Annotated in this window: 30 protein-coding genes and 1 other annotated feature (1 of these 31 only partly in view); all 30 genes read right to left on the bottom strand. The window is 43.6% G+C overall.

Annotation, left to right across the window (positions count from 1 at the left end; translation table 11 throughout):
* Positions 1-9 precede the first annotated feature (9 nt).
* On the bottom strand, positions 10-369 hold the full coding sequence (rplR, locus tag CF394_RS05310; protein ID WP_094942196.1) for a 50S ribosomal protein L18: 360 nt from the start codon (positions 367-369) through the stop codon (positions 10-12).
* 31 nt (positions 370-400) lie between these two features.
* On the bottom strand, positions 401-940 hold the full coding sequence (gene rplF / locus CF394_RS05315) for a 50S ribosomal protein L6 (protein WP_094942197.1): 540 nt from the start codon (positions 938-940) through the stop codon (positions 401-403).
* A gap of 30 nt (positions 941-970) precedes the next feature.
* A complete protein-coding gene (gene rpsH, locus CF394_RS05320) occupies positions 971-1,369 on the bottom strand; it encodes a 30S ribosomal protein S8 (RefSeq protein ID WP_094942198.1) in 399 nt (132 codons plus the stop codon).
* Positions 1,370-1,398: 29 nt separating this feature from the next.
* Positions 1,399-1,584 carry a type Z 30S ribosomal protein S14 gene (locus CF394_RS05325; protein ID WP_094942199.1) on the bottom strand — a complete coding sequence of 62 codons (186 nt, stop codon included), beginning with the start codon at positions 1,582-1,584 and terminating at the stop codon, positions 1,399-1,401.
* Between the two features lie 19 nt (positions 1,585-1,603).
* Entirely contained in the window at positions 1,604-2,143 is a 540-nt protein-coding gene (gene rplE / locus CF394_RS05330; protein WP_094942200.1) for a 50S ribosomal protein L5, read from the bottom strand.
* A gap of 26 nt (positions 2,144-2,169) precedes the next feature.
* Positions 2,170-2,478, bottom strand: coding sequence for a 50S ribosomal protein L24 (rplX, locus tag CF394_RS05335; RefSeq protein WP_094942201.1), 309 nt, complete (start codon positions 2,476-2,478; stop codon positions 2,170-2,172).
* Positions 2,479-2,513: 35 nt separating this feature from the next.
* On the bottom strand, positions 2,514-2,882 hold the full coding sequence (gene rplN, locus CF394_RS05340; RefSeq protein WP_094942202.1) for a 50S ribosomal protein L14: 369 nt from the start codon (positions 2,880-2,882) through the stop codon (positions 2,514-2,516).
* A gap of 41 nt (positions 2,883-2,923) precedes the next feature.
* Complete coding sequence (gene rpsQ / locus CF394_RS05345; protein WP_094942203.1) at positions 2,924-3,187, bottom strand: 30S ribosomal protein S17; 264 nt, start codon at positions 3,185-3,187, stop codon at positions 2,924-2,926.
* 18 nt (positions 3,188-3,205) lie between these two features.
* Positions 3,206-3,406 carry a 50S ribosomal protein L29 gene (gene rpmC / locus CF394_RS05350; RefSeq protein ID WP_053591325.1) on the bottom strand — a complete coding sequence of 67 codons (201 nt, stop codon included), beginning with the start codon at positions 3,404-3,406 and terminating at the stop codon, positions 3,206-3,208.
* Positions 3,396-3,830, bottom strand: coding sequence for a 50S ribosomal protein L16 (gene rplP, locus CF394_RS05355; RefSeq protein ID WP_094942204.1), 435 nt, complete (start codon positions 3,828-3,830; stop codon positions 3,396-3,398). Before rplP ends, rpmC begins: the two co-directional genes overlap by 11 nt.
* Position 3,831: 1 nt before the next feature.
* Positions 3,832-4,488: a 30S ribosomal protein S3 gene (gene rpsC / locus CF394_RS05360; RefSeq protein ID WP_094942205.1), complete on the bottom strand. Its 657-nt coding sequence runs from the start codon at positions 4,486-4,488 to the stop codon at positions 3,832-3,834.
* A gap of 3 nt (positions 4,489-4,491) precedes the next feature.
* On the bottom strand, positions 4,492-4,836 hold the full coding sequence (rplV, locus tag CF394_RS05365) for a 50S ribosomal protein L22 (RefSeq protein ID WP_094942206.1): 345 nt from the start codon (positions 4,834-4,836) through the stop codon (positions 4,492-4,494).
* 20 nt (positions 4,837-4,856) lie between these two features.
* Positions 4,857-5,135: a 30S ribosomal protein S19 gene (rpsS, locus tag CF394_RS05370; RefSeq protein WP_094942207.1), complete on the bottom strand. Its 279-nt coding sequence runs from the start codon at positions 5,133-5,135 to the stop codon at positions 4,857-4,859.
* 57 nt (positions 5,136-5,192) lie between these two features.
* The gene (gene rplB, locus CF394_RS05375; RefSeq protein WP_094942208.1) at positions 5,193-6,023 is read right to left on the bottom strand and encodes a 50S ribosomal protein L2; all 831 of its coding nucleotides are present in this window, start codon (positions 6,021-6,023) and stop codon (positions 5,193-5,195) included.
* A gap of 38 nt (positions 6,024-6,061) precedes the next feature.
* A complete protein-coding gene (gene rplW / locus CF394_RS05380) occupies positions 6,062-6,346 on the bottom strand; it encodes a 50S ribosomal protein L23 (RefSeq protein WP_094942209.1) in 285 nt (94 codons plus the stop codon).
* Complete coding sequence (gene rplD, locus CF394_RS05385; protein ID WP_094942210.1) at positions 6,346-6,969, bottom strand: 50S ribosomal protein L4; 624 nt, start codon at positions 6,967-6,969, stop codon at positions 6,346-6,348. Before rplD ends, rplW begins: the two co-directional genes overlap by 1 nt.
* Before the next feature lie 25 nt (positions 6,970-6,994).
* Positions 6,995-7,624: a 50S ribosomal protein L3 gene (gene rplC, locus CF394_RS05390; RefSeq protein ID WP_094942211.1), complete on the bottom strand. Its 630-nt coding sequence runs from the start codon at positions 7,622-7,624 to the stop codon at positions 6,995-6,997.
* A 44-nt stretch (positions 7,625-7,668) separates the two neighbouring features.
* Positions 7,669-7,977 (bottom strand): 30S ribosomal protein S10, encoded by a 309-nt coding sequence (rpsJ, locus tag CF394_RS05395; RefSeq protein ID WP_093274779.1) that lies wholly within the window; start codon positions 7,975-7,977, stop codon positions 7,669-7,671.
* 192 nt (positions 7,978-8,169) lie between these two features.
* Positions 8,170-9,480 carry a Na+/H+ antiporter family protein gene (locus CF394_RS05400; RefSeq protein ID WP_094942212.1) on the bottom strand — a complete coding sequence of 437 codons (1,311 nt, stop codon included), beginning with the start codon at positions 9,478-9,480 and terminating at the stop codon, positions 8,170-8,172.
* Between the two features lie 194 nt (positions 9,481-9,674).
* Positions 9,675-10,535: a PPK2 family polyphosphate kinase gene (locus CF394_RS05405; protein ID WP_094942213.1), complete on the bottom strand. Its 861-nt coding sequence runs from the start codon at positions 10,533-10,535 to the stop codon at positions 9,675-9,677.
* A gap of 488 nt (positions 10,536-11,023) precedes the next feature.
* Positions 11,024-12,211, bottom strand: coding sequence for an elongation factor Tu (gene tuf, locus CF394_RS05410; protein ID WP_094942214.1), 1,188 nt, complete (start codon positions 12,209-12,211; stop codon positions 11,024-11,026).
* Between the two features lie 112 nt (positions 12,212-12,323).
* Positions 12,324-14,402, bottom strand: a complete 2,079-nt coding sequence (gene fusA, locus CF394_RS05415; protein WP_094942215.1) for an elongation factor G — start codon at positions 14,400-14,402, stop codon at positions 12,324-12,326.
* 51 nt (positions 14,403-14,453) lie between these two features.
* A complete protein-coding gene (gene rpsG, locus CF394_RS05420) occupies positions 14,454-14,924 on the bottom strand; it encodes a 30S ribosomal protein S7 (protein WP_094942216.1) in 471 nt (156 codons plus the stop codon).
* Between the two features lie 41 nt (positions 14,925-14,965).
* Positions 14,966-15,385 (bottom strand): 30S ribosomal protein S12, encoded by a 420-nt coding sequence (gene rpsL, locus CF394_RS05425; protein WP_094942217.1) that lies wholly within the window; start codon positions 15,383-15,385, stop codon positions 14,966-14,968.
* A 100-nt stretch (positions 15,386-15,485) separates the two neighbouring features.
* On the bottom strand, positions 15,486-15,734 hold the full coding sequence (locus CF394_RS05430; RefSeq protein ID WP_094942218.1) for a ribosomal L7Ae/L30e/S12e/Gadd45 family protein: 249 nt from the start codon (positions 15,732-15,734) through the stop codon (positions 15,486-15,488).
* Between the two features lie 145 nt (positions 15,735-15,879).
* Positions 15,880-19,455: a DNA-directed RNA polymerase subunit beta' gene (gene rpoC / locus CF394_RS05435; RefSeq protein ID WP_439332860.1), complete on the bottom strand. Its 3,576-nt coding sequence runs from the start codon at positions 19,453-19,455 to the stop codon at positions 15,880-15,882.
* A gap of 123 nt (positions 19,456-19,578) precedes the next feature.
* Positions 19,579-23,130: a DNA-directed RNA polymerase subunit beta gene (rpoB, locus tag CF394_RS05440; protein WP_094942220.1), complete on the bottom strand. Its 3,552-nt coding sequence runs from the start codon at positions 23,128-23,130 to the stop codon at positions 19,579-19,581.
* Between the two features lie 194 nt (positions 23,131-23,324).
* Complete coding sequence (locus tag CF394_RS05445; protein WP_094942221.1) at positions 23,325-23,924, bottom strand: class I SAM-dependent methyltransferase; 600 nt, start codon at positions 23,922-23,924, stop codon at positions 23,325-23,327.
* 82 nt (positions 23,925-24,006) lie between these two features.
* On the bottom strand, positions 24,007-24,369 hold the full coding sequence (gene rplL / locus CF394_RS05450) for a 50S ribosomal protein L7/L12 (RefSeq protein WP_094942222.1): 363 nt from the start codon (positions 24,367-24,369) through the stop codon (positions 24,007-24,009).
* Positions 24,370-24,419: 50 nt separating this feature from the next.
* The gene (gene rplJ, locus CF394_RS05455) at positions 24,420-24,920 is read right to left on the bottom strand and encodes a 50S ribosomal protein L10 (RefSeq protein WP_094942223.1); all 501 of its coding nucleotides are present in this window, start codon (positions 24,918-24,920) and stop codon (positions 24,420-24,422) included.
* Between the two features lie 31 nt (positions 24,921-24,951).
* Positions 24,952-24,987: a sequence feature (ribosomal protein L10 leader region), on the bottom strand; it runs 111 nt beyond the window's last position.

The raw sequence follows: 24,987 nt of genomic DNA on the forward strand, positions 1-24,987 counted from the left end.
TCCTTCTTCTTAAAATTCTAAGCCATTTTCGCGTGCAGCATCAGCTAATGCTTTCACACGTCCATGATATAAGTAACCTCCACGGTCAAATACAACATTAGTAACGTTCTTTTCTGCAGCGCGTTTAGCGATTGCTTCGCCAACCTTAGCTGCGGCTTCTACATTACCAGTAGCACCGTCAAAGCCTTTTTCCATTGTTGAAGCGCTAGCTAGTGTTACACCAGAAGCATCATCAATCAATTGTGCATAAATGTGTTGATTAGAACGGTATACGTTTAAGCGTGGACGCTCAGCAGTACCCGTGATTTTTGTACGAACACGTGCATGACGTTTCTTACGAACTTGATTTTTATCTTGTTTCGTAATCACAGTGGTCACTCCTTTCTAATGCTTACGAGCATTATTTACCTGTTTTACCTTCTTTACGACGAACGTTTTCGCCTTCATAACGAATCCCTTTACCTTTATAAGGCTCTGGAGGACGTACTTGACGGATGTTTGAAGCTAATGCTCCAACGCGTTCTTTGTTGATCCCTTTAACGATTACCTTCGTATTTGAAGGAACTTCGATTTCAAGACCGTCTTCAGGTGTGAATTCAACTGGGTGAGAGTAACCTACGTTAAGAACAAGTTTCTTCCCTTGTAATTGTGCACGGTAACCAACCCCAACTAATTCTAAACCGCGTGTGAATCCTTCAGAAACGCCTGTGATCATGTTAGCTAGTAACGCACGAGTTGTTCCGTGGATTGTACGGTGTTCTTTTGATTCAGATGGACGAACTACAGAAAGTGTAGTACCTTCTTGTTCGATCTTCATATCTTGGTTGAACGTACGAGTTAACTCACCTTTAGGACCTTTAACAGTGACCGTATTGTCATCTGCAATTGTCAAGGTAACGTTAGCTGGTACTTCGATAACTTTTTTACCTACGCGAGACATGCTGTTGCACCTCCATTCATTTGTTACTGATTACCAAACGTAAGCGACGACTTCTCCGCCAACTTGTTTAGCACGAGCTTCTTTATCTGTTACAAGACCTTGTGAAGTAGAAATTAAAGCGATACCTAGTCCGTTAAGAACTTTAGGAACATCGTTAGTTTTCGCGTAAACGCGAAGACCTGGTTTTGAAATACGTTTTAAGCCAGTGATAACGCGTTCGTTATTTTGACCGTATTTCAAGAAGATACGAATGATACCTTGTTTGCTATCTTCTACATACTCAACATCACGGACGAAACCTTCACGCTTTAGAATTTCAGCGATTTCCTTCTTCAAGTTTGAAGCAGGCACTTCTAGTTTCTCGTGACGAACCATATTCGCATTACGAATGCGAGTCAGCATATCTGCAATTGGATCTGACATTGTCATTACATTTACCTCCTTCCCAGTTTAGGGGATTACCAGCTTGCTTTTTTAACGCCTGGAATTTGTCCTTTGTAAGCTAACTCACGGAAACAAATACGGCAAAGCTTGAATTTACGATATACAGAGTGCGGGCGTCCACAACGCTCACAGCGTGTGTAGGCTTGCACTGGATGTTTTGGCGTACGTTTTTGTTTAGCGATCATTGATTTTTTAGCCACGATTTCGCCTCCCTATTATTTACTTTTGGAATGGCATACCGAATTGTGTCAATAACTCGCGAGCTTCTTCATCAGAGTTCGCAGTTGTTACAATTACGATGTCCATACCGCGGACTTTAGATACTTTATCATAATCGATTTCAGGGAAGATCAATTGCTCTTTCACACCTAATGTGTAGTTACCGCGACCGTCGAATGCTTTTTTAGAAACACCACGGAAGTCACGTACACGTGGAAGTGAGATTGCGATTAATTTATCCAAGAAGTCATACATACGCTCACCGCGTAGTGTAACTTTCGCACCGATTGGCATACCTTCACGAAGACGGAAGCCGGCGATAGATTTTTTAGCTTTAGTGATTACTGGTTTTTGACCAGCGATTGTTTGCAGTTCTTCAACAGCAGCATCAAGTGATTTAGTGTTTTGGACAGCGTCGCCCACACCCATGTTGATCACGATTTTGTCTACTTTTGGTACCTGCATAACAGATGTATATTCAAACTTGCTCATTAGAGCAGGAGTAACTTCGTTAACAAACTTTTCTTTTAGGCGGTTCATGTGTGTACCTCCCTTCTTCATTTAGCTTATTTAATAATTTCACCAGATTTTTTGGCAACACGAACTTTTTTACCGTCTTCCCCTTTGTAACCTACGCGTGTTGGTTCCCCTGTTTTAGGGTCGATCAACATGACGTTTGATACGTGAATGGCAGCTTCTTGTTCAACAATTCCACCTTGTGGATTTGCTTGATTTGGCTTAGTGTGCTTTTTGACGATGTTTACACCTTCAACTAGCACGCGGTCTTTCTTAGGAAACGCTGAAAGGATAACACCTGTTTTCCCTTTGTCTTTCCCTGAGATTACCATGACTTTATCGCCTTTTTTTACATGCATTCTGTCGCACCTCCTTGATTGGCACTATCTCGTAATTAAAGAACTTCTGGAGCTAAAGATACGATTTTCATGAAATTGCTGTCACGTAGTTCACGTGCAACTGGTCCGAAAATACGAGTTCCACGAGGTCCTTTGTCGTCTTTGATGATGACACAAGCGTTCTCATCAAATTTGATGTACGTACCGTCTTTACGGCGAACTCCGCTCTTAGTGCGAACGATTACCGCTTTAACAACGTCACCTTTCTTGACAACGCCACCTGGTGTTGCTTTCTTAACTGTACACACGACGATATCGCCGATGTTAGCAGTCTTACGTCCAGTACCACCAAGTACTTTAATAGTTAAAACTTCACGTGCACCTGAGTTGTCAGCAACTTTCATACGACTCTCTTGTTGGATCATTTAGGTTACCTCCTTCCGGAAATAAATCGTTCCGAATTTTATTAGATAATAACCGCTTTTTCTACAACTTCCACTAAACGGAAACGTTTTGTAGCTGACAGCGGGCGAGTTTCCATGATGCGTACGATATCTCCTACTTGAGCTTCGTTCATTTCATCATGCGCTTTGAATTTCTTTGAATATTTTACACGCTTGCCGTATAACTTGTGCTTTTTGTAAGTTTCAACTTGAACCGTTACAGTCTTGTCCATTTTGTCTGAAACCACTCGGCCTGTATACACTTTGCGTTGGTTACGCTCAGTCATGCTTGAAAACCTCCTTTATCAGTTGTTTGCACTGATTTCTCTTTCGCGAATCACAGTTTTCATACGTGCAATCGCTTTGCGGACTTCACGAATGCGAGCTGTGTTTTCTAATTGACCAGTCGCCAATTGGAAGCGAAGGTTGAAAAGCTCTTCTTTCAGTGATTTTACTTTTTGTTCGATCTCAGCTGTAGTAAGTTCACGGATGTCATTAGCTTTCATTAGATTCACCACCAATTTCTTGACGTTTAACTACTTTACATTTTACAGGCAACTTGTGAGATGCAAGGCGAAGAGCTTCGCGTGCAACTTCCTCAGATACTCCTGCAATTTCAAACATAATTCTTCCTGGTTTAACGACAGCAACCCAGCCTTCAGGTGCCCCTTTACCAGAACCCATACGTACCTCAAGAGGCTTTTTCGTATATGGTTTGTGCGGGAAAATTTTAATCCATACTTTACCGCCACGTTTCATGTAACGTGTCATTGCAATACGTGCAGACTCAATCTGACGGCTTGTGATCCAGCTAGCTTCAGTTGACTGAAGGCCAAATTCACCAAATGTTACTTCTGTACCGCCTTTTGCTTGTCCGCGCATTTTTCCACGGTGTTGACGACGGTATTTAACGCGTTTAGGCATTAACATATTAGTTGCCTCCTTCCTCAGAGTTCTTCTTAGTAGGAAGGACTTCTCCACGATAGATCCATACTTTAACGCCTAACTTACCATAAGTAGTATCAGCTTCAGCGTGTGCGTAATCGATATCAGCACGAAGTGTATGAAGTGGAACAGTACCTTCGCTGTAATGTTCAGCACGTGCGATGTCAGCTCCACCTAGACGACCAGAAACTTGCGTTTTGATCCCTTGTGCGCCAGCACGCATTGTGCGTTGAATAGCTTGTTTTTGTGCACGACGGAAAGATACACGGCCTTCAAGTTGGCGTGCAATTCCTTCAGCGACTAATTTCGCATCAAGATCCGCGCGTTTGATTTCAACGATGTTGATGTGTACACGCTTGCCAGTAAGATCATTCAAAGATTTACGTACAGCTTCAACTTCTGTACCACCTTTACCGATTACCATACCTGGTTTCGCAGTGTGAATTGTAATGTTCACACGTTTTGCAGCACGCTCGATTTCTACTTTAGAAACAGACGCGTCTTTTAGACGTGTGTCGATGAATTTACGAATTTTCAAATCTTCGTGTAAGAGTGTAGCGTATTCTTTTTCAGCGAACCATTTTGATTCCCAATCACGAATAATACCTACGCGTAACCCTATAGGATGTACTTTTTGACCCACGAATTATCCCTCCTTCTTCTCAGATACCACTACAGTGATGTGGCTAGTACGTTTATTGATCGCACTCGCACGACCTTGTGCACGTGGACGGAAACGTTTTAATGTTGGACCTTCATCAACGAAGACCTCAGATACTACTAAGCTATTAATGTCTAAATCGTAGTTGTGCTCTGCGTTAGCGACTGCAGATTTTAAAACTTTCTCAACAACTACTGATGCAGAACGTGGTGTGTGGTTTAAAATTGCAACAGCTTCGCCAACTTGCTTACCTCGGATCAAATCAACGACTAATCGTACTTTACGAGGAGCAATGCGCACTGTTTTAGCAACTGCTTTAGCTTGTGCCATGTGGTGTTACCTCCTCTCAATTAGCGTCTTGTTTTCTTATCGTCAGCACCGTGACCTTTATAAGCACGTGTTGGTGCGAACTCGCCTAATTTGTGTCCAACCATATCTTCAGTTACGTATACAGGCACGTGTTTACGACCATCGTAGACTGCAATCGTTTGACCGATGAATGATGGGAAAATTGTAGAGCGGCGAGACCAAGTTTTGATTACTGACTTCTTCTCACTGTCCTTCTGAGCGTCCACTTTTTTCATTAAGTGATCGTCTACAAAAGGTCCTTTTTTCAAGCTACGACCCATTTTGGAACCTCCCTTAGTGATTCCACTACGGCTCCTACGAACCGCAGTTTAACCACATTATTTTTTACGACGACGAATGATCATTTTGTCGGATTTGTTTTTCTTCTTACGAGTCTTCGCTCCTAGAGTTGGTTTACCCCATGGAGACATTGGAGACTTACGTCCGATTGGTGTACGACCTTCACCACCACCGTGTGGGTGATCGTTCGGGTTCATTACAGATCCACGTACAGTTGGGCGTTTACCTAACCAGCGTGAACGACCTGCTTTACCGATGTTTACTAGTTCGTGTTGTTCGTTTCCTACTTCACCGATAGTTGCACGGCAAACACCTAGGATTAGACGAACTTCACCAGATTGAAGACGTACGATTACGTACTTACCTTCACGACCTAAAACTTGTGCAGATGTACCAGCAGAACGTACTAGCTGTCCACCTTTACCAGGTTTCATTTCGATGTTGTGGATTGTAGAACCCATTGGGATGTTTTCAAGTGGTAACGCGTTACCTACTTTAATATCCGCTTCTGGACCAGATACGATTTCCATACCTACTACTAATCCTTTTGGTGCTAAGATGTAACGTTTTTCTCCATCAACATAGTTGATTAATGCGATATTCGCAGAGCGGTTTGGATCATACTCGATTGTAGCAACGCGGCCTGGAATGCCATCTTTGTTGCGTTTGAAATCGATGATACGGTATTGACGCTTGTGACCGCCACCGTGATGACGAACAGTAATTTTACCTTGGTTGTTACGGCCGCCTTTACGCTTCACAGGTGCAAGCAATGATTTCTCAGGCTTGTTTGTTGTGATTTCAGCATAATCAAGACTAGTCATGTTACGACGTCCGTTTGTGGTCGGTTTATACTTTCTAATCGCCATTTTTTTCCCTCCTTCTTGGTTTTAACTCTTCTATAAGATTAGATCTCGAATAATTCGATTTCTTTGCTGTCAGCAGTCAATGTAACGATTGCTTTACGACGTTTGTTTGTGAATCCGCCGAAACGGCCAACGCGTTTGAATTTACCTTTATAGTTCATGATGTTTACTTTCGCAACTTCAACACCAAAGATTTCTTCCACAGCGCTTTTCACGTTTGTTTTTGTTGCGCGAGTGTCCACTTCGAAAGTGTACTTCTTATCGCCCATTAGTTCAGAAGAACGCTCGGTAATGACCGGACGTTTAATAATATCACGTGCTTCCATTATCCAAGCACCTCCTCCACTTTTTCTACAGCTGCTTTAGTCATAACTACTTGATCATGTCCAACAAGATCAAGAACGTTAATTCCAGAAGCAGGAACTACTGTGATACCAGCTAAGTTACGAGCAGATAATGCTACGTTCTCATCTAGATCAGCAGTAACGAACAATGCTTTTTTAGCGATTGAAAGATCTTTCAATACTTTAGCAAAGTCTTTTGTTTTTGGTGCATCAAATGACAATGCATCTACGACTACGAAGCTTTCTTCACGTACCTTAGAAGATAACGCTGAAAGAAGAGCTAAGCGACGAACTTTTTTCGGTAATTTGTAGCTATAGCTACGTGGTACTGGACCGAATACGATACCACCGCCACGCCATTGTGGAGAGCGGATAGACCCTTGACGAGCACGGCCAGTTCCTTTTTGACGCCATGGCTTACGTCCACCACCAGATACCTCAGAGCGACCTTTCACTTTGTGGTTACCTTGGCGTAGAGAAGCACGTTGCGCAATAATTGCTTCAAACAGTACTGATTCATTTGGTTCGATACCGAATACTTTGTCGCTTAATTCGATCTCACCAACTTCAGCACCTGTTAAATTTACAACTTTAACTTTTGCCATTCCTGTTTCCTCCTTTCTTCAAAGATTATTTCGATTTAATAGCAGCTTTAACGACTACTAATGATTTACGAGAACCAGGAACATTACCTTTTACTAATAGAAGGTTACGCTCAGCATCAATCTTCACAACTTGTAAGTTTTGGATTGTTACTGTGTTTCCACCCATTTGACCAGGTAATTTCTTTTGTTTGAATACACGGTTCGGAGCAACTGGACCCATTGAACCCGGACGACGGTGGTAACGAGAACCGTGAGACATTGGGCCGCGAGATTGTCCGTGGCGTTTAATCACACCTTGGAAACCTTTACCTTTTGTTACACCTGTTACATCGATTACATCGCCTTCAGCGAAACTTTCTACATTGACTACTTGACCAATCTCGTAATCAGCAGTATTAAGTCCGCGGAACTCGCGGATGAAGCGCTTAGGAGCAGTGTCCGCTTTTGCTACGTGTCCTTTAGCTGGTTTGTTAGAAAGCTTTTCGCGCTTATCTTCAAAACCTAACTGGATCGCTTCGTAGCCATCCGTGTCAACTGTCTTCTTTTGTAAAACTACGTTTGGAGTAGCTTGGATTACAGTTACAGGGATTAGATCACCGTTCTCAGCAAATACTTGCGTCATACCGATTTTTCTACCTAAGATTCCTTTGGTCATTCGTCACACCTCCTGTTAATTGTTTGTTTTTTATTTTTCTACCATTAAAGTTTGATTTCGATATCAACGCCAGATGGTAAATCAAGCTTCATTAACGCGTCAACAGTTTGTGGTGTTGGGTTAACGATATCGATCAGACGTTTATGCGTACGCATTTCGAATTGCTCACGAGAATCTTTGTACTTGTGAACCGCACGCAAGATTGTGTACGTCGACTTCTCAGTTGGAAGTGGGATCGGACCTGATACACTAGCACCTGAACGTTTCGCAGTTTCTACGATTTTCTCAGCAGATTGATCAAGAATTCTGTGATCATACGCTTTTAAACGGATACGAATTTTTTGTTTTGCCATTATTTTCCCTCCTTTTCGCCTATTTTCTAGACATTCTCCACGAAAATTTTCCAGCACACCCGCCATGGCAAAGCGGCCGGGTGTGTCGGTAACCTCTCGCTTCATCGCAGTCAAAGACCAACATTCAACATTATAACTAAAATAAAAAGAATCCGCAAGTGTTTTTGCGAATTCTTTTTTGTTTCTTTTTAATTAAAGAATCATTGCGGCAATCCAGCCGAAAATAATGAGCGGAATGTTGTAGTGAATGAACGTTGGCACTGTAGTATCCCAGATGTGATTGTGCTGGCCATCTGCATTCAATCCTGATGTCGGACCAAGCGTTGAGTCTGACGCTGGTGACCCTGCATCTCCTAGTGCCCCTGCTGTTCCAATTAGAGCGATGATTGCCATAGGACTAAATCCGACTTCCATAGCAAACGGTACGAACAATGTCGCTATGATTGGAATCGTAGCGAATGATGATCCAATCCCTAATGTGACCACAAGACCCACTACAAGCATTAGAAGGGCAGCTAAGGCTTGGTTGTTCCCAATAGCACTTGTCGTTCCCTCTACTAATGTTTCAACGTCTCCAGTTGCTGTCATGACGCTAGCAAAGCCATTAGCCGCAATCATAACAAAACCGATGAATGCCATCATCTGCATTCCTTCTATAAGAACACGATCCGACTCGGACCAACGCACTGCGCGAGTGGCGAATAAAACAGCGATACCAGCTAGAGCTCCGATAATCATACTCTCTGTGAGCAATTGTCCTGCTAACGCAGCAGCTAATGCAAGAATCGTGAATAAGATAGTCATCGGCGTTACTTTGACACGCTCAACTTCTACAGCTGCTGTATCTTTGTAGTCACGAGCTTTTCGGTAGCTGATAAATACCGCTACGATAAGACCGACTACTAATCCTGCTGTCGGGATTAACATCGCCATAGGAATGTCCGAACGGTCGATTGTCATTCCAGCAGCCTCCATCTGGGTTGCGATGATATCGTGGAAGAGAGCTCCGAATCCGTATGGCAATAGAATGTATGGAGCTGTTAGACCGAACGTTAAAATCGAAGCAATCAAACGACGGTCAATCTTCATTTTATTAAATAGTGGCAACAACGGCGGAATCAATAAGGGAATAAATGCAATGTGAATAGGAATGATGTTTTGTGATGCAATTGACATCAATAAGATGGCAGCTAGCAAGAACCACTTGATGGTTCCAAAGTTGCCTGATTTATTCTGGTTCGCTGAATCCACCAGTTTGTCTACTAACCAAAGTGGCAATCCAGTACGCGAGATGGCTACCGCAAAGCCTCCAAGTAACGCATAGCTGAGTGCAATGGTCGCTCCTCCGCCAAGACCTTCTGTAATAGCTGTTAATGTATCCGTTAGTGACAATCCGGCAATAAGGCCACCAGAGAGCGCACCAACAAGTAATGCGATGACCACGTTGACGCGCAGCAAGCTGAGCACAAGCATGATCAATACCGCGATAAGTACTGCATTCATGGAAATTCCTCTTTTCTAGATATCTATGATTAATACTTTAACCTGCTAAACAAGTAGAGTATTAAAGTAACAAAAGCTATAATAGCACGGGTATTTAGAGGTGTCAACAGGAGTGATTAATGATCCGTATAAATGAATTTATTGGTGAATCCTTGCTTCTATAAAAGAAAATGCCGCCAGATATGGCGACACTCTCACTCGTTCTCAAGCTTTTTAATTTCCTTCTTCAATCGTTTTAAATCGTCTCCTGTAAATGTCGGATATTTAGGATCCAGCTTTTCCATCAACTGAATCATGATTTCTGTCACCAGACGTCTACTATGCCATTCATCATCGGCCGGTAAGACATACCAAGGGCAGTAACTGGTCGACGTATGATTTAGCATTTCTTCAAAAATTTTATGATAGTCGTCCCAGTGCTCTCTTTCTTCTACGTCAGCAAATGAAAACTCCCAATGCTTCTCTGGGTTCTTCATACGCTCGAGCAACCTGTCTTTCTGCTCGTCTTTCGACATGTGGAAGAAGAACTTCACAATGTGGATGCCATTTTCATATAAATATTTTTCATAATCATTTATTTGACGGTAGCGCATCTGCCAAATACTTTGTTTATCTCCATGTGAAGGAATGTCCCCTTCTTCTAATAAATCATGAATACGAGGAGCGATGACTTCTTCGTAATGAGAGCGGTTCAAAATACCGATCTCGCCTCTACTAGGTAAGCCTTCTTGAATGCGACGCAAATAATCTTTTGCACGCTCATCTTCTGTTGGTTTTCCCAAAGTGGTGGTTTTTAGTCCCTGGGCACTTAGGTTCGAGAAAATGTAACTAATGGCTTCATCTTTCCCCGCTGCATCCATTGCTTGCAGCACTACAAGGATTCCATGCTTTTCTTCAGCATGTAGCCGATGATGTAACGACTTCATCTGTTTCACCAAGTCTGGAATGATTTCATCTCGTATGTGTTCATTTTCTTTTTTCTTATCTTCAGTAGTGGGATAGTCTTTTAGACGAATGGATTTGGTACTGGGGACTTTGTAAGTGCTGATCCTCATGAGGGATAGCCTCCTCTATTAATATAGGAGACTTTACCCGTGATGAGATTTGGACAAACCCTTAGAGTGTGGTAGGTCTTTCTAGGAAAGATTTAGGTAGCTGGTGGTTAGGGAAAAGGGTTCCATAAAGCGAGGAATGTAAGAGTGGAGCAATCTAATGTCAGAGTGGAACGAGTTAATGTAAGAATGGAAGCCTCTAACGTCATAATGAGAGCATTTAATGTAATAATCACTTAACTAAAGCATTTCTAGAGCGGCGTTCTCCACATCTAGTGATATCGAGCTGCGAACGCCTTCCGCATCTAGACGAAATCGAGTTGCGAACGCCAGAAATCCCCGCGAAAACCGGTCGCATCCATAGAGGCAAAAGCGCCTCTACGGACCCGCCCGGTTTTCACAAGATTTCTAGAACGGCGTTCTCCACATCTAGATATATAAAAAACCCTTCCCAGCGTCCCGGGAAGGGTCAAGATCAGCAAAAGCTGAAATTATTTAGTGATAGTAGCAACTACGCCAGCACCAACAGTACGTCCACCCTCACGGATAGAGAACTTAGTACCTTCTTCAAGCGCGATAGGAGCGATTAGAGAAACAGTCATTTCGATGTTGTCTCCAGGCATAACCATTTCAACGCCTTCTGGTAAGTTACATACGCCAGTTACGTCAGTTGTACGGAAGTAGAACTGTGGGCGGTAGTTAGAGAAGAATGGAGTGTGACGTCCACCCTCTTCTTTTGAAAGAACATAAACTTCAGCTTTGAACTCAGTGTGTGGAGTGATTGAGCCTGGTTTAGCTAATACTTGTCCACGTTGGATATCTTCACGAGAAACCCCACGAAGAAGTGCACCGATGTTGTCTCCAGCTTCTGCATAGTCAAGAAGTTTACGGAACATTTCTACACCAGTTACAGTAGTAGATTTTGGCTCTTCAACGATACCGATGATGTCTACAACGTCACCGACTTTAACTTGTCCACGCTCAACACGGCCAGTAGCAACTGTTCCACGACCAGTGATTGAGAATACGTCCTCAACTGGCATCATGAAAGGCTTGTCAGTTTGGCGCTCAGGTGTTGGGATGTAAGAATCTACAGCGTCCATAAGTTCCATGATTTTTTCTTCCCATTCTGCTTCGCCTTCTAGAGCTTTAAGAGCAGAACCTTTGATTACTGGAATCTCGTCGCCTGGGAAGTCGTATTCTGATAATAGATCACGAATTTCCATTTCAACTAATTCTAGTAACTCTTCGTCATCAACCATGTCACATTTGTTCATGAATACAACTAGGTAAGGAACACCTACTTGACGTGAAAGAAGAATGTGCTCACGAGTTTGTGGCATTGGGCCATCAGCAGCAGATACTACTAAGATACCGCCGTCCATTTGTGCAGCACCAGTGATCATGTTTTTAACATAGTCAGCGTGACCTGGGCAGTCAACGTGTGCATAGTGACGAGTAGCAGTTTCATACTCAACGTGAGAAGTGTTGATTGTGATTCCGCGCTCTTTTTCTTCAGGAGCGTTATCGATTTGGTCGTATGAACGAGCCTCACCACCAAGACGCTTAGAAAGAACAGTAGCGATTGCAGCTGTTAGAGTTGTTTTACCGTGGTCAACGTGACCGATAGTACCGATGTTAGCATGTGTTTTGGAACGATCGAATTTTTCTTTAGCCATTAGAGTAAATCCTCCTCAGTAATTGTTTGTTTTATGATAAAAGCGAAAGGGGCAAGCCCCTCGCTTTCATACACTACAAGATAGTTATACTTGAAACGAAGGTGAATTTCAATTATTCACCTTTATTTTTTTTGATGATCTCTTCAGAGATTGACTTAGGAACTTCTTCGTAGTGATCGAACACCATTGAGAATGTTCCGCGTCCTTGAGTGTTAGAACGAAGAGATGTTGCATAACCAAACATTTCAGCAAGTGGAACCATTGCACGAACTACTTGTGCGTTTCCGCGAGCTTCCATACCTTCAACGCGTCCACGACGTGACGTGATGTCACCCATGATATCGCCTAGGTATTCTTCTGGAATTACAACTTCTACTTTCATAACAGGCTCTAGAAGAACTGGGTTAACTTTAGATACTGCGTTTTTAAGTGCCATAGAAGCGGCAATTTTGAACGCCATCTCATTCGAGTCAACATCGTGGTATGAACCATCGAATAATTTTGCTTTCAAGTCGATGATTGGGTAACCAGCTAACATACCGTTATCTAGAGAGTCACGAAGACCCGCTTCGATTGCTGGAATGTATTCACGTGGTACTACACCACCAACGATAGCGTTTTCGAATTCAAAGCCTTTACCTTCTTCGTTTGGAGAGAACTCGATCCAAACGTGACCAAATTGACCACGACCACCAGATTGGCGGACAAATTTACCTTCTACTTGAGCAGTAGAACGGATTGTCTCACGGTAAGATACTTGTGGAGCACCTACGTTAGCTTCAACTTTGAATTCACGACGCATACGGTCAACTAGGATATCAAGGTGAAGTTCACCCATACCAGAGATGATCGTTTGACCAGTTTCTTGGTCCGTGTGAGCACGGAACGTCGGATCCTCGTCTTGAAGTTTTTGTAGAGCTTGACCCATTTTATCTTGGTCAGCTTTTGATTTTGGTTCTACAGATAGTGAGATAACTGGCTCTGGGAACTCCATTGATTCAAGAATGACTAAGTGCTTCTCGTCACAAAGTGTGTCACCAGTAGTTGTGTCTTTAAGACCAACAGCAGCAGCGATATCTCCTGCATATACCTTAGAAATTTCTTCACGTGAGTTAGCGTGCATTTGTAGGATACGACCTACACGCTCACGCTTCCCTTTTGTTGAGTTCTGAACATAAGATCCAGAGTCCAATGTACCTGAGTACACACGGAAGAATGTTAATTTACCAACGTAAGGATCTGTCATAACTTTGAAGGCAAGTGCAGAGAACGGAGCTTCATCAGATGGCTCACGTACTAGCTCTTCACCAGAGTCTGGGTCGATACCTTTCATTGGAGCTACATCAAGTGGAGAAGGCAAGTATGCGATAACCGCATCTAGCATCTTCTGAACACCTTTGTTTTTGAACGCAGTACCACAAACAACTGGGTAGAACTCGACGTTTACAGTACCTTTACGGATACCTTCAACTAGTTCTTCGTTTGTGATTTCTTCGCCACCAAGATATTTTTCCATAAGTTCTTCGTCAAGTTCAGCAACCGCTTCAACTAACTTTTCACGGTATTCTTCAGCTTGAGCTTTGTATTCTTCTGGAATTTCTACTTCTTGGATGTCAGTACCAAGGTCGTTTCCGTACATCGTAGCAGTCATTGTCACTAAGTCAATGATTCCTTTGAAGTCGTCTTCTGCACCGATTGGTAATTGGATCGGATGAGCGTTAGCTTCTAAACGATCGTGTAATGTTTTAACAGAGTACAAGAAGTCTGCACCTGTTTTATCCATTTTGTTGATGAAAACGATACGTGGTACGCCGTAAGTTGTAGCTTGACGCCATACTGTTTCCGTTTGTGGTTCTACACCTGACTGTGCATCAAGTACAGTTACCGCACCATCAAGTACACGTAATGAACGTTCAACTTCAACTGTGAAGTCTACGTGTCCTGGTGTATCGATGATGTTTACGCGGTGCTCTTTCCATGCAGCTGTTGTAGCAGCTGAAGTGATTGTAATTCCGCGCTCTTGCTCTTGCTCCATCCAGTCCATTTGTGAAGCACCTTCGTGCGTTTCACCAATTTTGTGGATACGGCCAGTGTAATAAAGGATACGCTCAGTCGTTGTTGTTTTACCAGCATCGATGTGGGCCATGATTCCGATATTACGAGTTTTCTGTAATGAAAATTCGCGAGCCATTTATTTTGTCTCCTTCCACTTCGGATTAGAGTGTTTAGATTCGGATAAATCCTACCAGCGGTAGTGAGCGAATGCTTTGTTCGCTTCCGCCATTTTGTGCATATCTTCGCGTTTCTTAACTGAAGCACCAGTGTTGTTAGATGCATCTAGGATTTCATTCGCTAAACGCTCTTCCATTGTTTTCTCTCCACGTAGGCGAGAGTAGTTTACAAGGTAACGAAGACCAAGAGTAGAACGACGGTCTGGGCGAACCTCAACCGGTACTTGGTAGTTCGCTCCACCAACACGGCGTGCGCGTACTTCTAGTACTGGCATTACGTTGTTTAGTGCAGCTTCGAATACTTCTAGTGGATCTTTACCAGAACGCTCTTTTACTAATTCGAACGCTCCATAAAGAATCTTTTGAGAAGTACCTCTTTTACCATCAATCATCATTTTGTTAATTAAGCGTGTTACTAGCTTTGAATTGTAAATTGGATCTGGTAACACGTCACGTTTGGAAACAGGACCTTTACGAGGCATGTGTTTTCCTCCTTTCAAAGATTGGTACGATTTGAATTAAATTATTTCTTTTCTTTTGGACGCTTAGTACCGTAAAGTGAACGGCTTTGCATACGACCATTAACACCAGCAGTATCAAGTGCACCACGAACGATGTGGTAGCGTACCCCTGGTAAATCTTTTACTCGTCCGCCACGGATAAGTACAACACTGTGCTCTTGAAGGTTGTGACCTTCACCTGGAATGTAAGCAGTTACTTCCAGTGTGTTTGTTAAACGCACACGAGCATATTTACGAAGAGCCGAGTTCGGTTTCTTCGGTGTCATTGTACCAACACGCGTACAAACTCCACGCTTTTGAGGCGAGTTCAAGTTTGTCGTTGATTTTTTAAAGCTGTTGTAGCCTTTTCCTAGTGCTGGTGATTTTGACTTAGTGACGTTGGATTTACGAGGCTTACGGACCAATTGGTTAATTGTAGGCATCGATTTGTCCTCCCTTCATTTCTAGTTAATTTAAGACCACACATCCAGGTGGTTCATTTTTAGGTAAAAAACAAAGGCTTTGTGAATTTCACAAAAACCGTTAGTCAGCAATTGCTACGACAGAAGCGTGAACCCGAAGGCCAGCCACTTTACCAAGCTGTTGTTTTGATGGAACGTGAGTTACTGGAATATTGAACTGTTGTGCAACTTCTAGAACCGGTGCAATCACATGGTGATCGGCATCCATCGCTACAATAATTTCGGACAAGTGTCCTTTTCGCGCAGCTTTTACTGCTTGCTTTGTACCGATGATCGTTTTCTGTGCTTGCTTCACTTTTTCATAAGACATTTGCATATCCTCCAAAGCGGTCAAGTCATGGAACTATCAACCTTAAACATATTATCATCTCTACAGATTCATGTCAACACGAATCCATAAAAATATCACGGGCTCTCTCCAGTTTGGAAGGAGCCCGCGATTCATCGACTAGTGCTTATTCAGCACCGATCGTTTCTAAATCTTCTTCAAGCTCGTCTTTTGCTAAGCGCAATTGACGGTAGCGTTGCATACCAGTACCTGCTGGGACAAGCTTCCCGATAATAACGTTCTCTTTAAGACCAAGCAACTCATCACGTTTTCCTTTGATCGCAGCATCTGTAAGAACACGAGTTGTCTCCTGGAACGATGCAGCAGATAAGAAGGATTCTGTTTCAAGAGATGCTTTTGTGATCCCTAGGATAACTGGACGGCAAGTTGCCGGAAGTTTTCCTTCAAGAACTGCATCACGGTTAGCTTCAGCGAATTGGTGAACATCCAGAAGTGATCCTGGAAGAAGTTCCGTTTCGCCTGCCTCGATGACACGCACTTTACGAAGCATCTGGCGAACCATAACCTCGATGTGTTTGTCTCCGATTTCTACCCCTTGCATACGGTATACTTTCTGAACTTCTTTCAGCAAGTACAGTTGAACTGTGTTTACGTCTTTGACACGAAGTAACTCTTTCGGATCAATAGAACCTTCTGTCATAACTTGTCCACGTTCTACTGTATCGCCTTCAGCGACTTTCAGACGGGCATTGTATGGTGCCAAGTATTTACGTGTCTCCACGTCACCTTGGACTGTAATTTCTTTTTGGCCTTCACGAATCTCATCGACCTTCGCAATTGTACCGTTGACTTCTGAGATGACCGCTTGTCCTTTCGGATTACGAGCTTCAAAGATTTCTTGGATACGTGGAAGACCTTGAGTGATATCGTCTCCGGCAACCCCACCTGTGTGGAATGTACGCATTGTTAACTGTGTACCTGGCTCTCCGATAGACTGGGCAGCGATGATACCAACTGCTTCTCCCACTTCTACTGTGTCGCCTGTTGCAAGGTTTAGACCGTAACACTTCTTACATACACCGTGTTTCGTGTTACAAGTGAATGCAGAACGGATTGTTAATTTATCAAGTCCAGCGTCTAGAATCTCACGAGCAATATCCGTTGTAATCAAGCCGTCTTTTTCTAGGATCACAGCACCAGTTTCTGGGTGGTAAACTGTTTTCTTCGTGTGACGACCAACGATACGTTCGCTGAAGTCCTCGATGACCTCTGAACCTTCCATAAGTGACCCAATTTCAAGACCGCGGTCTGTACCACAATCGTCTTCGCGAACGATGACATCTTGTGCTACGTCAACAAGTCGACGAGTTAGGTAACCAGAGTCAGCTGTTTTCAGGGCTGTATCGGCAAGACCTTTACGAGCACCGTGAGTTGAGATGAAGTATTCAAGTACTGTCAGACCTTCACGGAATGAAGATTTGATCGGTAACTCAATGATACGACCAGCCGGGTTGGCCATTAGACCACGCATACCTGCAAGCTGTGTGAAGTTAGACGCGTTACCACGTGCTCCAGAGTCTTGCATCATGAAGATTGGGTTCAATTTGTCTAGAGATTGCATCAGTTTTTCTTGGATGACTTCTTTTGCTTTACTCCACTGGCTGATGACACTTGCATAACGCTCGTCCTCCGTGATAAGACCACGACGGAACTGCTTCGTTACTTTGTCCACTTTGCCTTGTGCTTCCTCAAGGATTTCTCCTTTGTCCGGAAGTACCACGATATCCGAGATACCGATTGTGATACCGGCACGAGTTGAGTGCTTGAATCCAAGAGCCTTCATGCGGTCCAACATTTTAGATGTTTCTGTGATGTGGAACTGCTTGAATACCTCTGCGATGATGTTTCCAAGAATTTTCTTCTTGAATGGAGATACCAGCTCAACTCCCTCAAAATGTTTTTTCACATCTGTGTTTGTTGGAACGAAGTATTTCTCCGGTGTTTCTACTTGTAGGTTGAAATCAGTTGGTTCGTTGATATACGGGAATTCCTTAGGAAGGATCTCGTTGAAGATCACTTTACCAACTGTCGTTAATAACAACATTTTGTTTTGCTCTTCTGTGAACGTTTGGTTGTTCAAAGAAGATGCTGCGATTGCGATACGAGAGTGCAAATGCACGTGTCCGTTCGTGTACGCAAGTAATACTTCATCTGGACCGTAGAAGATAGAGCCTTCACCAGTTGCACCTTCACGCTCAAGAGTTAAGTAGTAGTTTCCTAATACCATATCCTGAGATGGTGTAACAACTGGTTTTCCATCTTTCGGGTTCAAGATGTTTTGTGCAGCAAGCATTAGAAGACGAGCTTCTGCTTGTGCTTCTGCAGATAATGGAACGTGAACCGCCATTTGGTCACCGTCGAAGTCGGCGTTATACGCTGTACATACGAGTGGGTGTAGACGGATGGCACGGCCTTCAACAAGTGTCGGCTCGAATGCCTGGATTCCTAAACGGTGAAGCGTAGGTGCACGGTTAAGAAGAACTGGGTGCTCACGAATCACGTCTTCTAGTACATCCCATACTTCAGAGTGCAAACGCTCAATTTTACGTTTAGCAGATTTAATATTGTGAGCCAGACCGCGCTCTACCAATTCTTTCATAACGAACGGCTTGAATAGCTCGATCGCCATTTCTTTTGGCAGACCACACTGGTACATTTTCAAGTTAGGACCTACAACGATAACCGAACGACCTGAATAGTCAACACGTTTACCCAGTAAGTTTTGACGGAAACGTCCTTGCTTCCCTTTTAGCATGTGAGACAACGATTTCAATGGACGGTTACCTGGTCCAGTAACTGGACGGCCACGACGACCATTATCAATTAATGCATCTACAGCTTCTTGAAGCATACGCTTTTCATTTTGGACGATGATGCTTGGAGCACCAAGGTCAAGAAGGCGTTTGAGACGGTTGTTCCGGTTGATTACGCGGCGGTACAGGTCATTCAAGTCAGACGTCGCAAAACGTCCGCCGTCTAGCTGTACCATCGGACGTAGTTCCGGTGGTATAACAGGAAGAACATCAAGGATCATCCAGTCTGGTTTGTTCCCAGAGTTACGGAATGACTCTACTACTTCAAGGCGTTTAATCGCACGCGTACGACGTTGACCTTGTGCAGTTTTCAATTCTTCTTTTAATGTATCGGTTTCTTTTTCCAAGTCGATTTCTTCAAGAAGGCGTTTGATAGCCTCTGCACCCATCGCTGCTTGGAATTTTGTACCGAATTTATCACGGTATGCACGGTATTCTTTCTCAGAAAGAAGTTGTTTCTTCTCTAGAGGTGTATCCGCTGGATCGACTACCACGTAAGAAGCGAAGTAAATGACTTCTTCTAATGAACGTGGAGACATGTCTAGGATCAAGCCCATACGGCTTGGAATACCTTTGAAGTACCAAATATGAGAAACAGGAGCAGCAAGCTCGATGTGACCCATGCGCTCACGACGTACTTTTGCACGTGTGACTTCTACGCCACAGCGGTCACAGACGACGCCTTTATAACGGACGCGTTTGTATTTCCCACAGTGACACTCCCAGTCCTTTGTAGGACCGAAGATACGTTCACAGAATAACCCGTCTTTCTCAGGTTTTAGTGTACGGTAGTTGATTGTTTCTGGTTTTTTAACTTCTCCATAAGACCATGAACGAATCTTGTCTGGTGAAGCTAATCCAATTTTCATATATTCGAAGTTATTAACGTCTATCAAGGAGCCTACCTCCCTCTAGTGTTGTCTTTAAAAGACTTCAAGCAGCTCTGCTTTAAGATAGGCGGGAAGGAGAACCCTCCCGCAATAAATTAGTTCTTATTCAACTGTTCCAGCAGTCTCTTCTACTGCTGGTGGCAAGATGCCAAGTGATTCTGCTGATGGCAGGTCTTCGTCTTCTTCAAGATCGCGAAGCTCGACTTCCTCATCATCAATCGTCATCATCTTCACATCCATACCTAATGACTGAAGTTCTTTGATCAATACTTTGAATGATTCAGGAACACCTGGTTCTGGAACGCTTTCGCCTTTAACGATGGCTTCGTATGTTTTCACACGACCTACCACGTCATCGGATTTTACTGTCAAGATTTCTTGAAGTGTGTAAGCAGCACCATAAGCCTCAAGTGCCCAAACCTCCATCTCCCCGAAACGCTGTCCACCAAACTGAGCTTTACCACCCAGCGGTTGTTGCGTAACAAGTGAGTAAGGACCTGTAGAACGAGCGTGAAGTTTATCGTCAACCATGTGCGCAAGTTTGATCATGTACATGATTCCGACAGACACGCGGTTATCAAATGGTTCTCCAGAACGACCATCATAAAGAACGGTTTTCCCGTCACGGTTCATTCCGGCTTCTTCCATTGTCTCCCACACGTCTTCTTCATTCGCTCCATCAAATACTGGAGATGCCATATGAACGCCAAGAGTACGAGCAGCCATACCTAAGTGAAGCTCAAGTACCTGACCGATGTTCATACGAGATGGTACCCCAAGTGGATTCAACATGATATCTACTGGAGTTCCGTCTGGAAGGAAAGGCATATCTTCCTCTGGCAAGATGCGAGAGATAACCCCTTTATTTCCGTGACGACCCGCCATCTTATCTCCGACAGAGATTTTACGTTTTTGTACGATGTACGCACGAACCAATTGGTTCACACCTGGTGGAAGCTCATCGCCATCTTCACGGTTGAATACTTTCACGTCCAGGATGATCCCGCCAGCACCGTGTGGTACACGTAGAGATGTATCACGTACTTCACGTGCTTTTTCACCGAAGATTGCGTGTAATAGACGCTCTTCTGCAGTCAATTCTGTAACCCCTTTAGGTGTTACTTTACCAACTAAGATGTCGCCATCGCGTACTTCAGCACCGATACGGATAATTCCGCGATCGTCTAAGTTACGAAGTGCTTCTTCTCCGACGTTTGGAATATCACGAGTGATTTCCTCTGGCCCAAGCTTTGTATCACGAGATTCTGACTCATACTCTTCAATATGGACAGATGTGTAAACGTCATCTTTTACAAGACGCTCACTCATGATGACAGCATCCTCATAGTTGTAACCATCCCATGTCATGAAGGCAACAAGAACGTTACGACCTAGCGCAAGTTCTCCAGCTTCCATAGATGGACCGTCTGCAAGAATGTCTTTTGGTTTTACAACATCACCAACACTAACGATCGGGCGCTGGTTGTAACTTGTCCCTTGGTTCGAGCGGATGAATTTTTGTAATTTATACGTAGTTAAGTCGCCTTTTACTTCTTTGCCATCGACTTCCTCGATGCGGCGAACGCGAATTTCTTTTGCTTCTACATGTTCTACGATTCCGTGATACTTCGCTACTACAGCAGCACCTGAATCCCGAGCATTGACGTGCTCCATACCTGTTCCGACAAACGGTGCTTCTGGGTTTAATAGAGGCACGGCTTGACGTTGCATGTTCGCTCCCATTAGGGCACGGTTGGAGTCATCATTCTCTAAGAACGGGATACAAGCTGTCGCAGCCGAAACAACTTGTTTCGGTGATACGTCCATGTAGTCGATTTGTTCGCGGCGGAATACCGTGTTGTCTCCACGGAAACGACCTACGACTTCTTCGTTAGCAAAGCTACCGTCTTCAGTTAGAATCGAGTTTGCTTGTGCTACTACATAGTGGTCTTCTTCGTCAGCTGTTAAATAATCAATACGGCTTGTCACTTGACCAGTTTCTGGATCAACGCGACGGTATGGAGTTTCGATGAAACCGAACTTGTTCACTTTCGCGAAGCTCGATAGGGAGTTGATCAAACCAATGTTTGGACCCTCTGGCGTTTCAATCGGACACATACGACCATAGTGAGAATAGTGAACATCACGTACTTCAAAGCCGGCGCGTTCACGTGTCAAACCACCTGGTCCAAGTGCAGACAGACGACGCTTGTGCGTAAGTTCTGCAAGTGGGTTGGTCTGATCCATGAACTGAGATAACTGAGAACTACCGAAGAACTCTTTAATCGACGCGATAACAGGACGGATGTTGATCAGCTGTTGCGGTACGATAGATTGTGTGTCATTGATAGACATACGCTCACGTACAACACGCTCCATACGAGAAAGACCGATACGGAACTGATTCTGAAGAAGCTCTCCGACTGAACGCAGACGACGATTTCCTAGGTGATCAATGTCATCTGTGTTTCCAACATTGAATAGTAGGTTAAAGAAGTATGAGATAGAAGAAATGATATCCGCTGGTGTGATATTTTTGATTTCTTCTTCTACGTACGCATTGCTGATAACCGTAATTTCTTTTTGGTTCTCATCGTTTGGCGCGTAGATTTTGATTGCTTGGATCGTGATGTCGTCTTCTAGAACGCCACCCACTTGTGAAAGTGTTTTGAAACCAATGCCGTTTTCAAGGTTTGGAATCAGACGGTCTAACACACGACGGTCAATCATTGTACCTTCTTCAACTAGGATTTCTCCTGTTTCTGGATCTACTAATGTCTCAGCGATCGTTTGGTTGAACAGGCGGTTTTTGATGTGAAGCTTTTTATTCATTTTGTAGCGACCTACATTCGCTAAATCATAACGCTTCGAATCGAAGAAACGAGAGTAAAGCAGGCTCTTCGCGCTTTCTACTGTTGGCGGCTCGCCTGGACGAAGACGCTCGTAGATTTCAAGAAGTGCTTTTTCTGTAGTTTCTGTGTTGTCTTTTTCTAATGTATTGCGAAGGTATTCGTTGTCTCCAAGAAGATCAATGATTTCTTGGTCAGTCCCGAAACCTAGAGCACGCAATAACACAGTAACCGGTAATTTACGAGTACGGTCGATACGGACGTAGACAACGTCTTTTGCATCAATTTCATACTCAAGCCACGCACCACGGTTTGGAATCACTGTAGCGCCGAAGCCTTTTTTACCGTTTTTATCTGTTTTGTCATGGAAATATACACTAGGGGAACGAACTAACTGAGAAACGATAACACGCTCAGCACCATTGATGATGAATGTGCCTGTCTCTGTCATAAGTGGGAAGTCACCCATAAATACGTCTTGCTCTTTTACTTCGTCTGTCTCTTTATTGTGAAGACGAACTTTCACACGAAGTGGTGCTGCATACGTAGCATCACGTTCTTTTGATTCGTCTACTGAGTATTTAGGTTCGCCCAGCTTGTAGTCGACGAATTCCAGAGAAAGATTCCCTGTAAAATCTTCGATTGGCGAGATGTCTTTAAACATTTCACGCAATCCTTCTTCTAAAAACCACTCATAAGATGCCGTCTGAATCTCAATCAGATTCGGAAGATCGAGCACCTCACTGATACGCGCAAAACTTCTGCGCTGGCGGTGTTGTCCGTACTGAACTAGTTGACCTGTCAACTTATTCACCCCTCAAGAAACAATTTTCTTTCTATGCTGCAGTGCAGCGATAAAGACAAAAAGAAAACGAGTTCTAAGTTAGAGCTCATTTTCGATTACATAAACAAATTGATGAAGCACGCTTTAAAAATGGGCATACTCCTACAAAATAATATTTTTGCATTTTATTATAATATCATAGCCATTTTGTCAAGTCAATATTTCTTGGCGTTTAAAATCCAATATCCCTTGACTTTTTCTACGACTTCTACTTCATTGAATAGTTCCTCAAGAAAGTCTTTTGTAGACGGCGCCCCTTGTTTCTTCTGGATGACGACCCACAATTCTCCGCCTGAAACCAAGCGATCATACGCTTGTTGGTAGAAGCGAAAGATGGTTTCTTTCCCCGCACGAATCGGAGGATTGGTGATGACCGCAGCCAGTTGATCTGGCACACGTTCCATTCCATCACTCACGGCAATTCGCACATTTTGAATCCCGTTGCGACTTGCATTTTTCCCGGCAAGCTCGACTGCTCTCTCATTGACGTCCACCATGTGGACTATGCGATTTGGAAAATCTTTGGCGAGCGTCAGTCCGATCGGACCATAGCCACATCCAACATCAGCGAAATCCCCTTCTATCTGAGGCGCTTGAAATGCTTCCATGAGCACACGGGAGCCAAAATCTACTCCACTCTTGCTGAAAACTCCCCTGTCCGTCTCCAATGTGAACTGATGACCACGACCGGTATGCGAAATGCTGGACGGCTTGCTTTCTACATCTGGGCGATTCGAATAATAGTGGTTGCTCATGATAGTTCCTCCTTCCCAAAACGTAAAAAGAAGAAAAGCCCGTCACCAATATGACGGGCTTTTCAATGTAAGAAGTAAGAAATTACTTAACTTCTACGTTAGCGCCTACTTCTTCAAGTTGAGCCTTGATTGCTTCAGCATCTTCTTTAGATACGCCTTCTTTAAGTGCTTTTGGTGCGTTGTCTACTACTTCTTTAGCTTCTTTCAAGCCAAGACCAGTGATTTCACGTACCACTTTGATTACTTTGATTTTTTGATCGCCAGCAGAAGCTAGGATTACGTCAAATTCAGTTTGCTCTTCAGCAGCAGCTGCACCAGCGCCACCAGCCATAGCTACAGGAGCTGCAGCAGTTACACCAAATTCTTCTTCGATTGCTTTTACTAGGTCGTTAAGTTCAAGAACTGTCATTTCTTTGATTGCTTCTAAGATTTGCTCGTTTTTCATTTTAATTTCCTCCTATTTGGATGTAAGTTTATGAAGCTACGAGGCTGCTATTAAGCGCCTTGCTCTTCTTTTTGTTCTGCAACAGCTTTTGTTGCAAGCGCGAAGTTGCGCATTGGAGCTTGAAGTACAGAAAGTAGCATAGAAAGTAGGCCTTCGCGTGATGGAAGTTCTGCAAGAGCTTTAACGTCTGCTGCAGATGCAACCGTACCTTCGATGATTCCCGCTTTGATTTCAAGCGCTTCGTTCGTTTTTGCGAAATCGTTGATGATTTTCGCTGGAGCTACTACATCTTCGTTAGAAAATGCAACAGCGTTTGGACCTGTTAAGTGCTCGTTTAATGCTTCAAAGCCAACAGACTCAGTCGCACGACGAGTAAGTGAGTTCTTGAATACTTTGAACTCCACACCAGCTTCACGAAGTTGTTTACGAAGTTCTGTTACTTGCGCAACGTTTAAACCACGGTAATCAACAACTACAACAGAAGCAGCAGCTTGGAATTTCTCAGCGATTTCTTTCACTTGCACTTGTTTTGTTTCGATTGCTTTGCTCATAGTGGCACCTCCTATTAGAATTGCCATTTATACCGACAAAAGAAAAGCCTCCGGATCTCGAAAGACA

This window comes from Tetzosporium hominis, from assembly GCF_002265435.1.
Lineage (GTDB): Bacteria > Bacillota > Bacilli > Bacillales_A > Planococcaceae > Chryseomicrobium > Chryseomicrobium hominis.

Coding starts and splice junctions, on each gene's coding strand:
- rplD (WP_094942210.1), bottom strand. CDS start 6,969: ATGGCAAAAGTTAAAGTTGTAAATTTAACAGGTGCTGAAGTTGGTGAG.
- rpsL (WP_094942217.1), bottom strand. CDS start 15,385: ATGCCTACAATTAACCAATTGGTCCGTAAGCCTCGTAAATCCAACGTC.
- rplP (WP_094942204.1), bottom strand. CDS start 3,830: ATGTTAATGCCTAAACGCGTTAAATACCGTCGTCAACACCGTGGAAAA.
- rplN (WP_094942202.1), bottom strand. CDS start 2,882: ATGATCCAACAAGAGAGTCGTATGAAAGTTGCTGACAACTCAGGTGCA.
- CF394_RS05400 (WP_094942212.1), bottom strand. CDS start 9,480: ATGAATGCAGTACTTATCGCGGTATTGATCATGCTTGTGCTCAGCTTG.
- rplV (WP_094942206.1), bottom strand. CDS start 4,836: ATGGCACAAGCTAAAGCAGTTGCTAAAACAGTGCGCATTGCTCCTCGT.
- CF394_RS05430 (WP_094942218.1), bottom strand. CDS start 15,734: ATGTCTTATGAAAAAGTGAAGCAAGCACAGAAAACGATCATCGGTACA.
- rplJ (WP_094942223.1), bottom strand. CDS start 24,920: ATGAGCAAAGCAATCGAAACAAAACAAGTGCAAGTGAAAGAAATCGCT.
- rplE (WP_094942200.1), bottom strand. CDS start 2,143: ATGAACCGCCTAAAAGAAAAGTTTGTTAACGAAGTTACTCCTGCTCTA.
- fusA (WP_094942215.1), bottom strand. CDS start 14,402: ATGGCTCGCGAATTTTCATTACAGAAAACTCGTAATATCGGAATCATG.
- rplF (WP_094942197.1), bottom strand. CDS start 940: ATGTCTCGCGTAGGTAAAAAAGTTATCGAAGTACCAGCTAACGTTACC.
- CF394_RS05405 (WP_094942213.1), bottom strand. CDS start 10,535: ATGAGGATCAGCACTTACAAAGTCCCCAGTACCAAATCCATTCGTCTA.
- rpsG (WP_094942216.1), bottom strand. CDS start 14,924: ATGCCTCGTAAAGGTCCTGTTTCCAAACGTGACGTGTTACCAGATCCA.
- rpsH (WP_094942198.1), bottom strand. CDS start 1,369: ATGACAATGTCAGATCCAATTGCAGATATGCTGACTCGCATTCGTAAT.
- CF394_RS05445 (WP_094942221.1), bottom strand. CDS start 23,924: ATGAGCAACCACTATTATTCGAATCGCCCAGATGTAGAAAGCAAGCCG.
- rpmC (WP_053591325.1), bottom strand. CDS start 3,406: ATGAAAGCTAATGACATCCGTGAACTTACTACAGCTGAGATCGAACAA.
- rplL (WP_094942222.1), bottom strand. CDS start 24,369: ATGAAAAACGAGCAAATCTTAGAAGCAATCAAAGAAATGACAGTTCTT.
- rplC (WP_094942211.1), bottom strand. CDS start 7,624: ATGACCAAAGGAATCTTAGGTAGAAAAATCGGTATGACGCAAGTATTT.
- rpsQ (WP_094942203.1), bottom strand. CDS start 3,187: ATGACTGAGCGTAACCAACGCAAAGTGTATACAGGCCGAGTGGTTTCA.
- tuf (WP_094942214.1), bottom strand. CDS start 12,211: ATGGCTAAAGAAAAATTCGATCGTTCCAAAACACATGCTAACATCGGT.
- rpsJ (WP_093274779.1), bottom strand. CDS start 7,977: ATGGCAAAACAAAAAATTCGTATCCGTTTAAAAGCGTATGATCACAGA.
- rpoC (WP_439332860.1), bottom strand. CDS start 19,455: ATGAAAATTGGATTAGCTTCACCAGACAAGATTCGTTCATGGTCTTAT.
- rplX (WP_094942201.1), bottom strand. CDS start 2,478: ATGCATGTAAAAAAAGGCGATAAAGTCATGGTAATCTCAGGGAAAGAC.
- rplB (WP_094942208.1), bottom strand. CDS start 6,023: ATGGCGATTAGAAAGTATAAACCGACCACAAACGGACGTCGTAACATG.
- rpsS (WP_094942207.1), bottom strand. CDS start 5,135: ATGGGTCGTAGCTTGAAAAAAGGACCTTTTGTAGACGATCACTTAATG.
- rplW (WP_094942209.1), bottom strand. CDS start 6,346: ATGGAAGCACGTGATATTATTAAACGTCCGGTCATTACCGAGCGTTCT.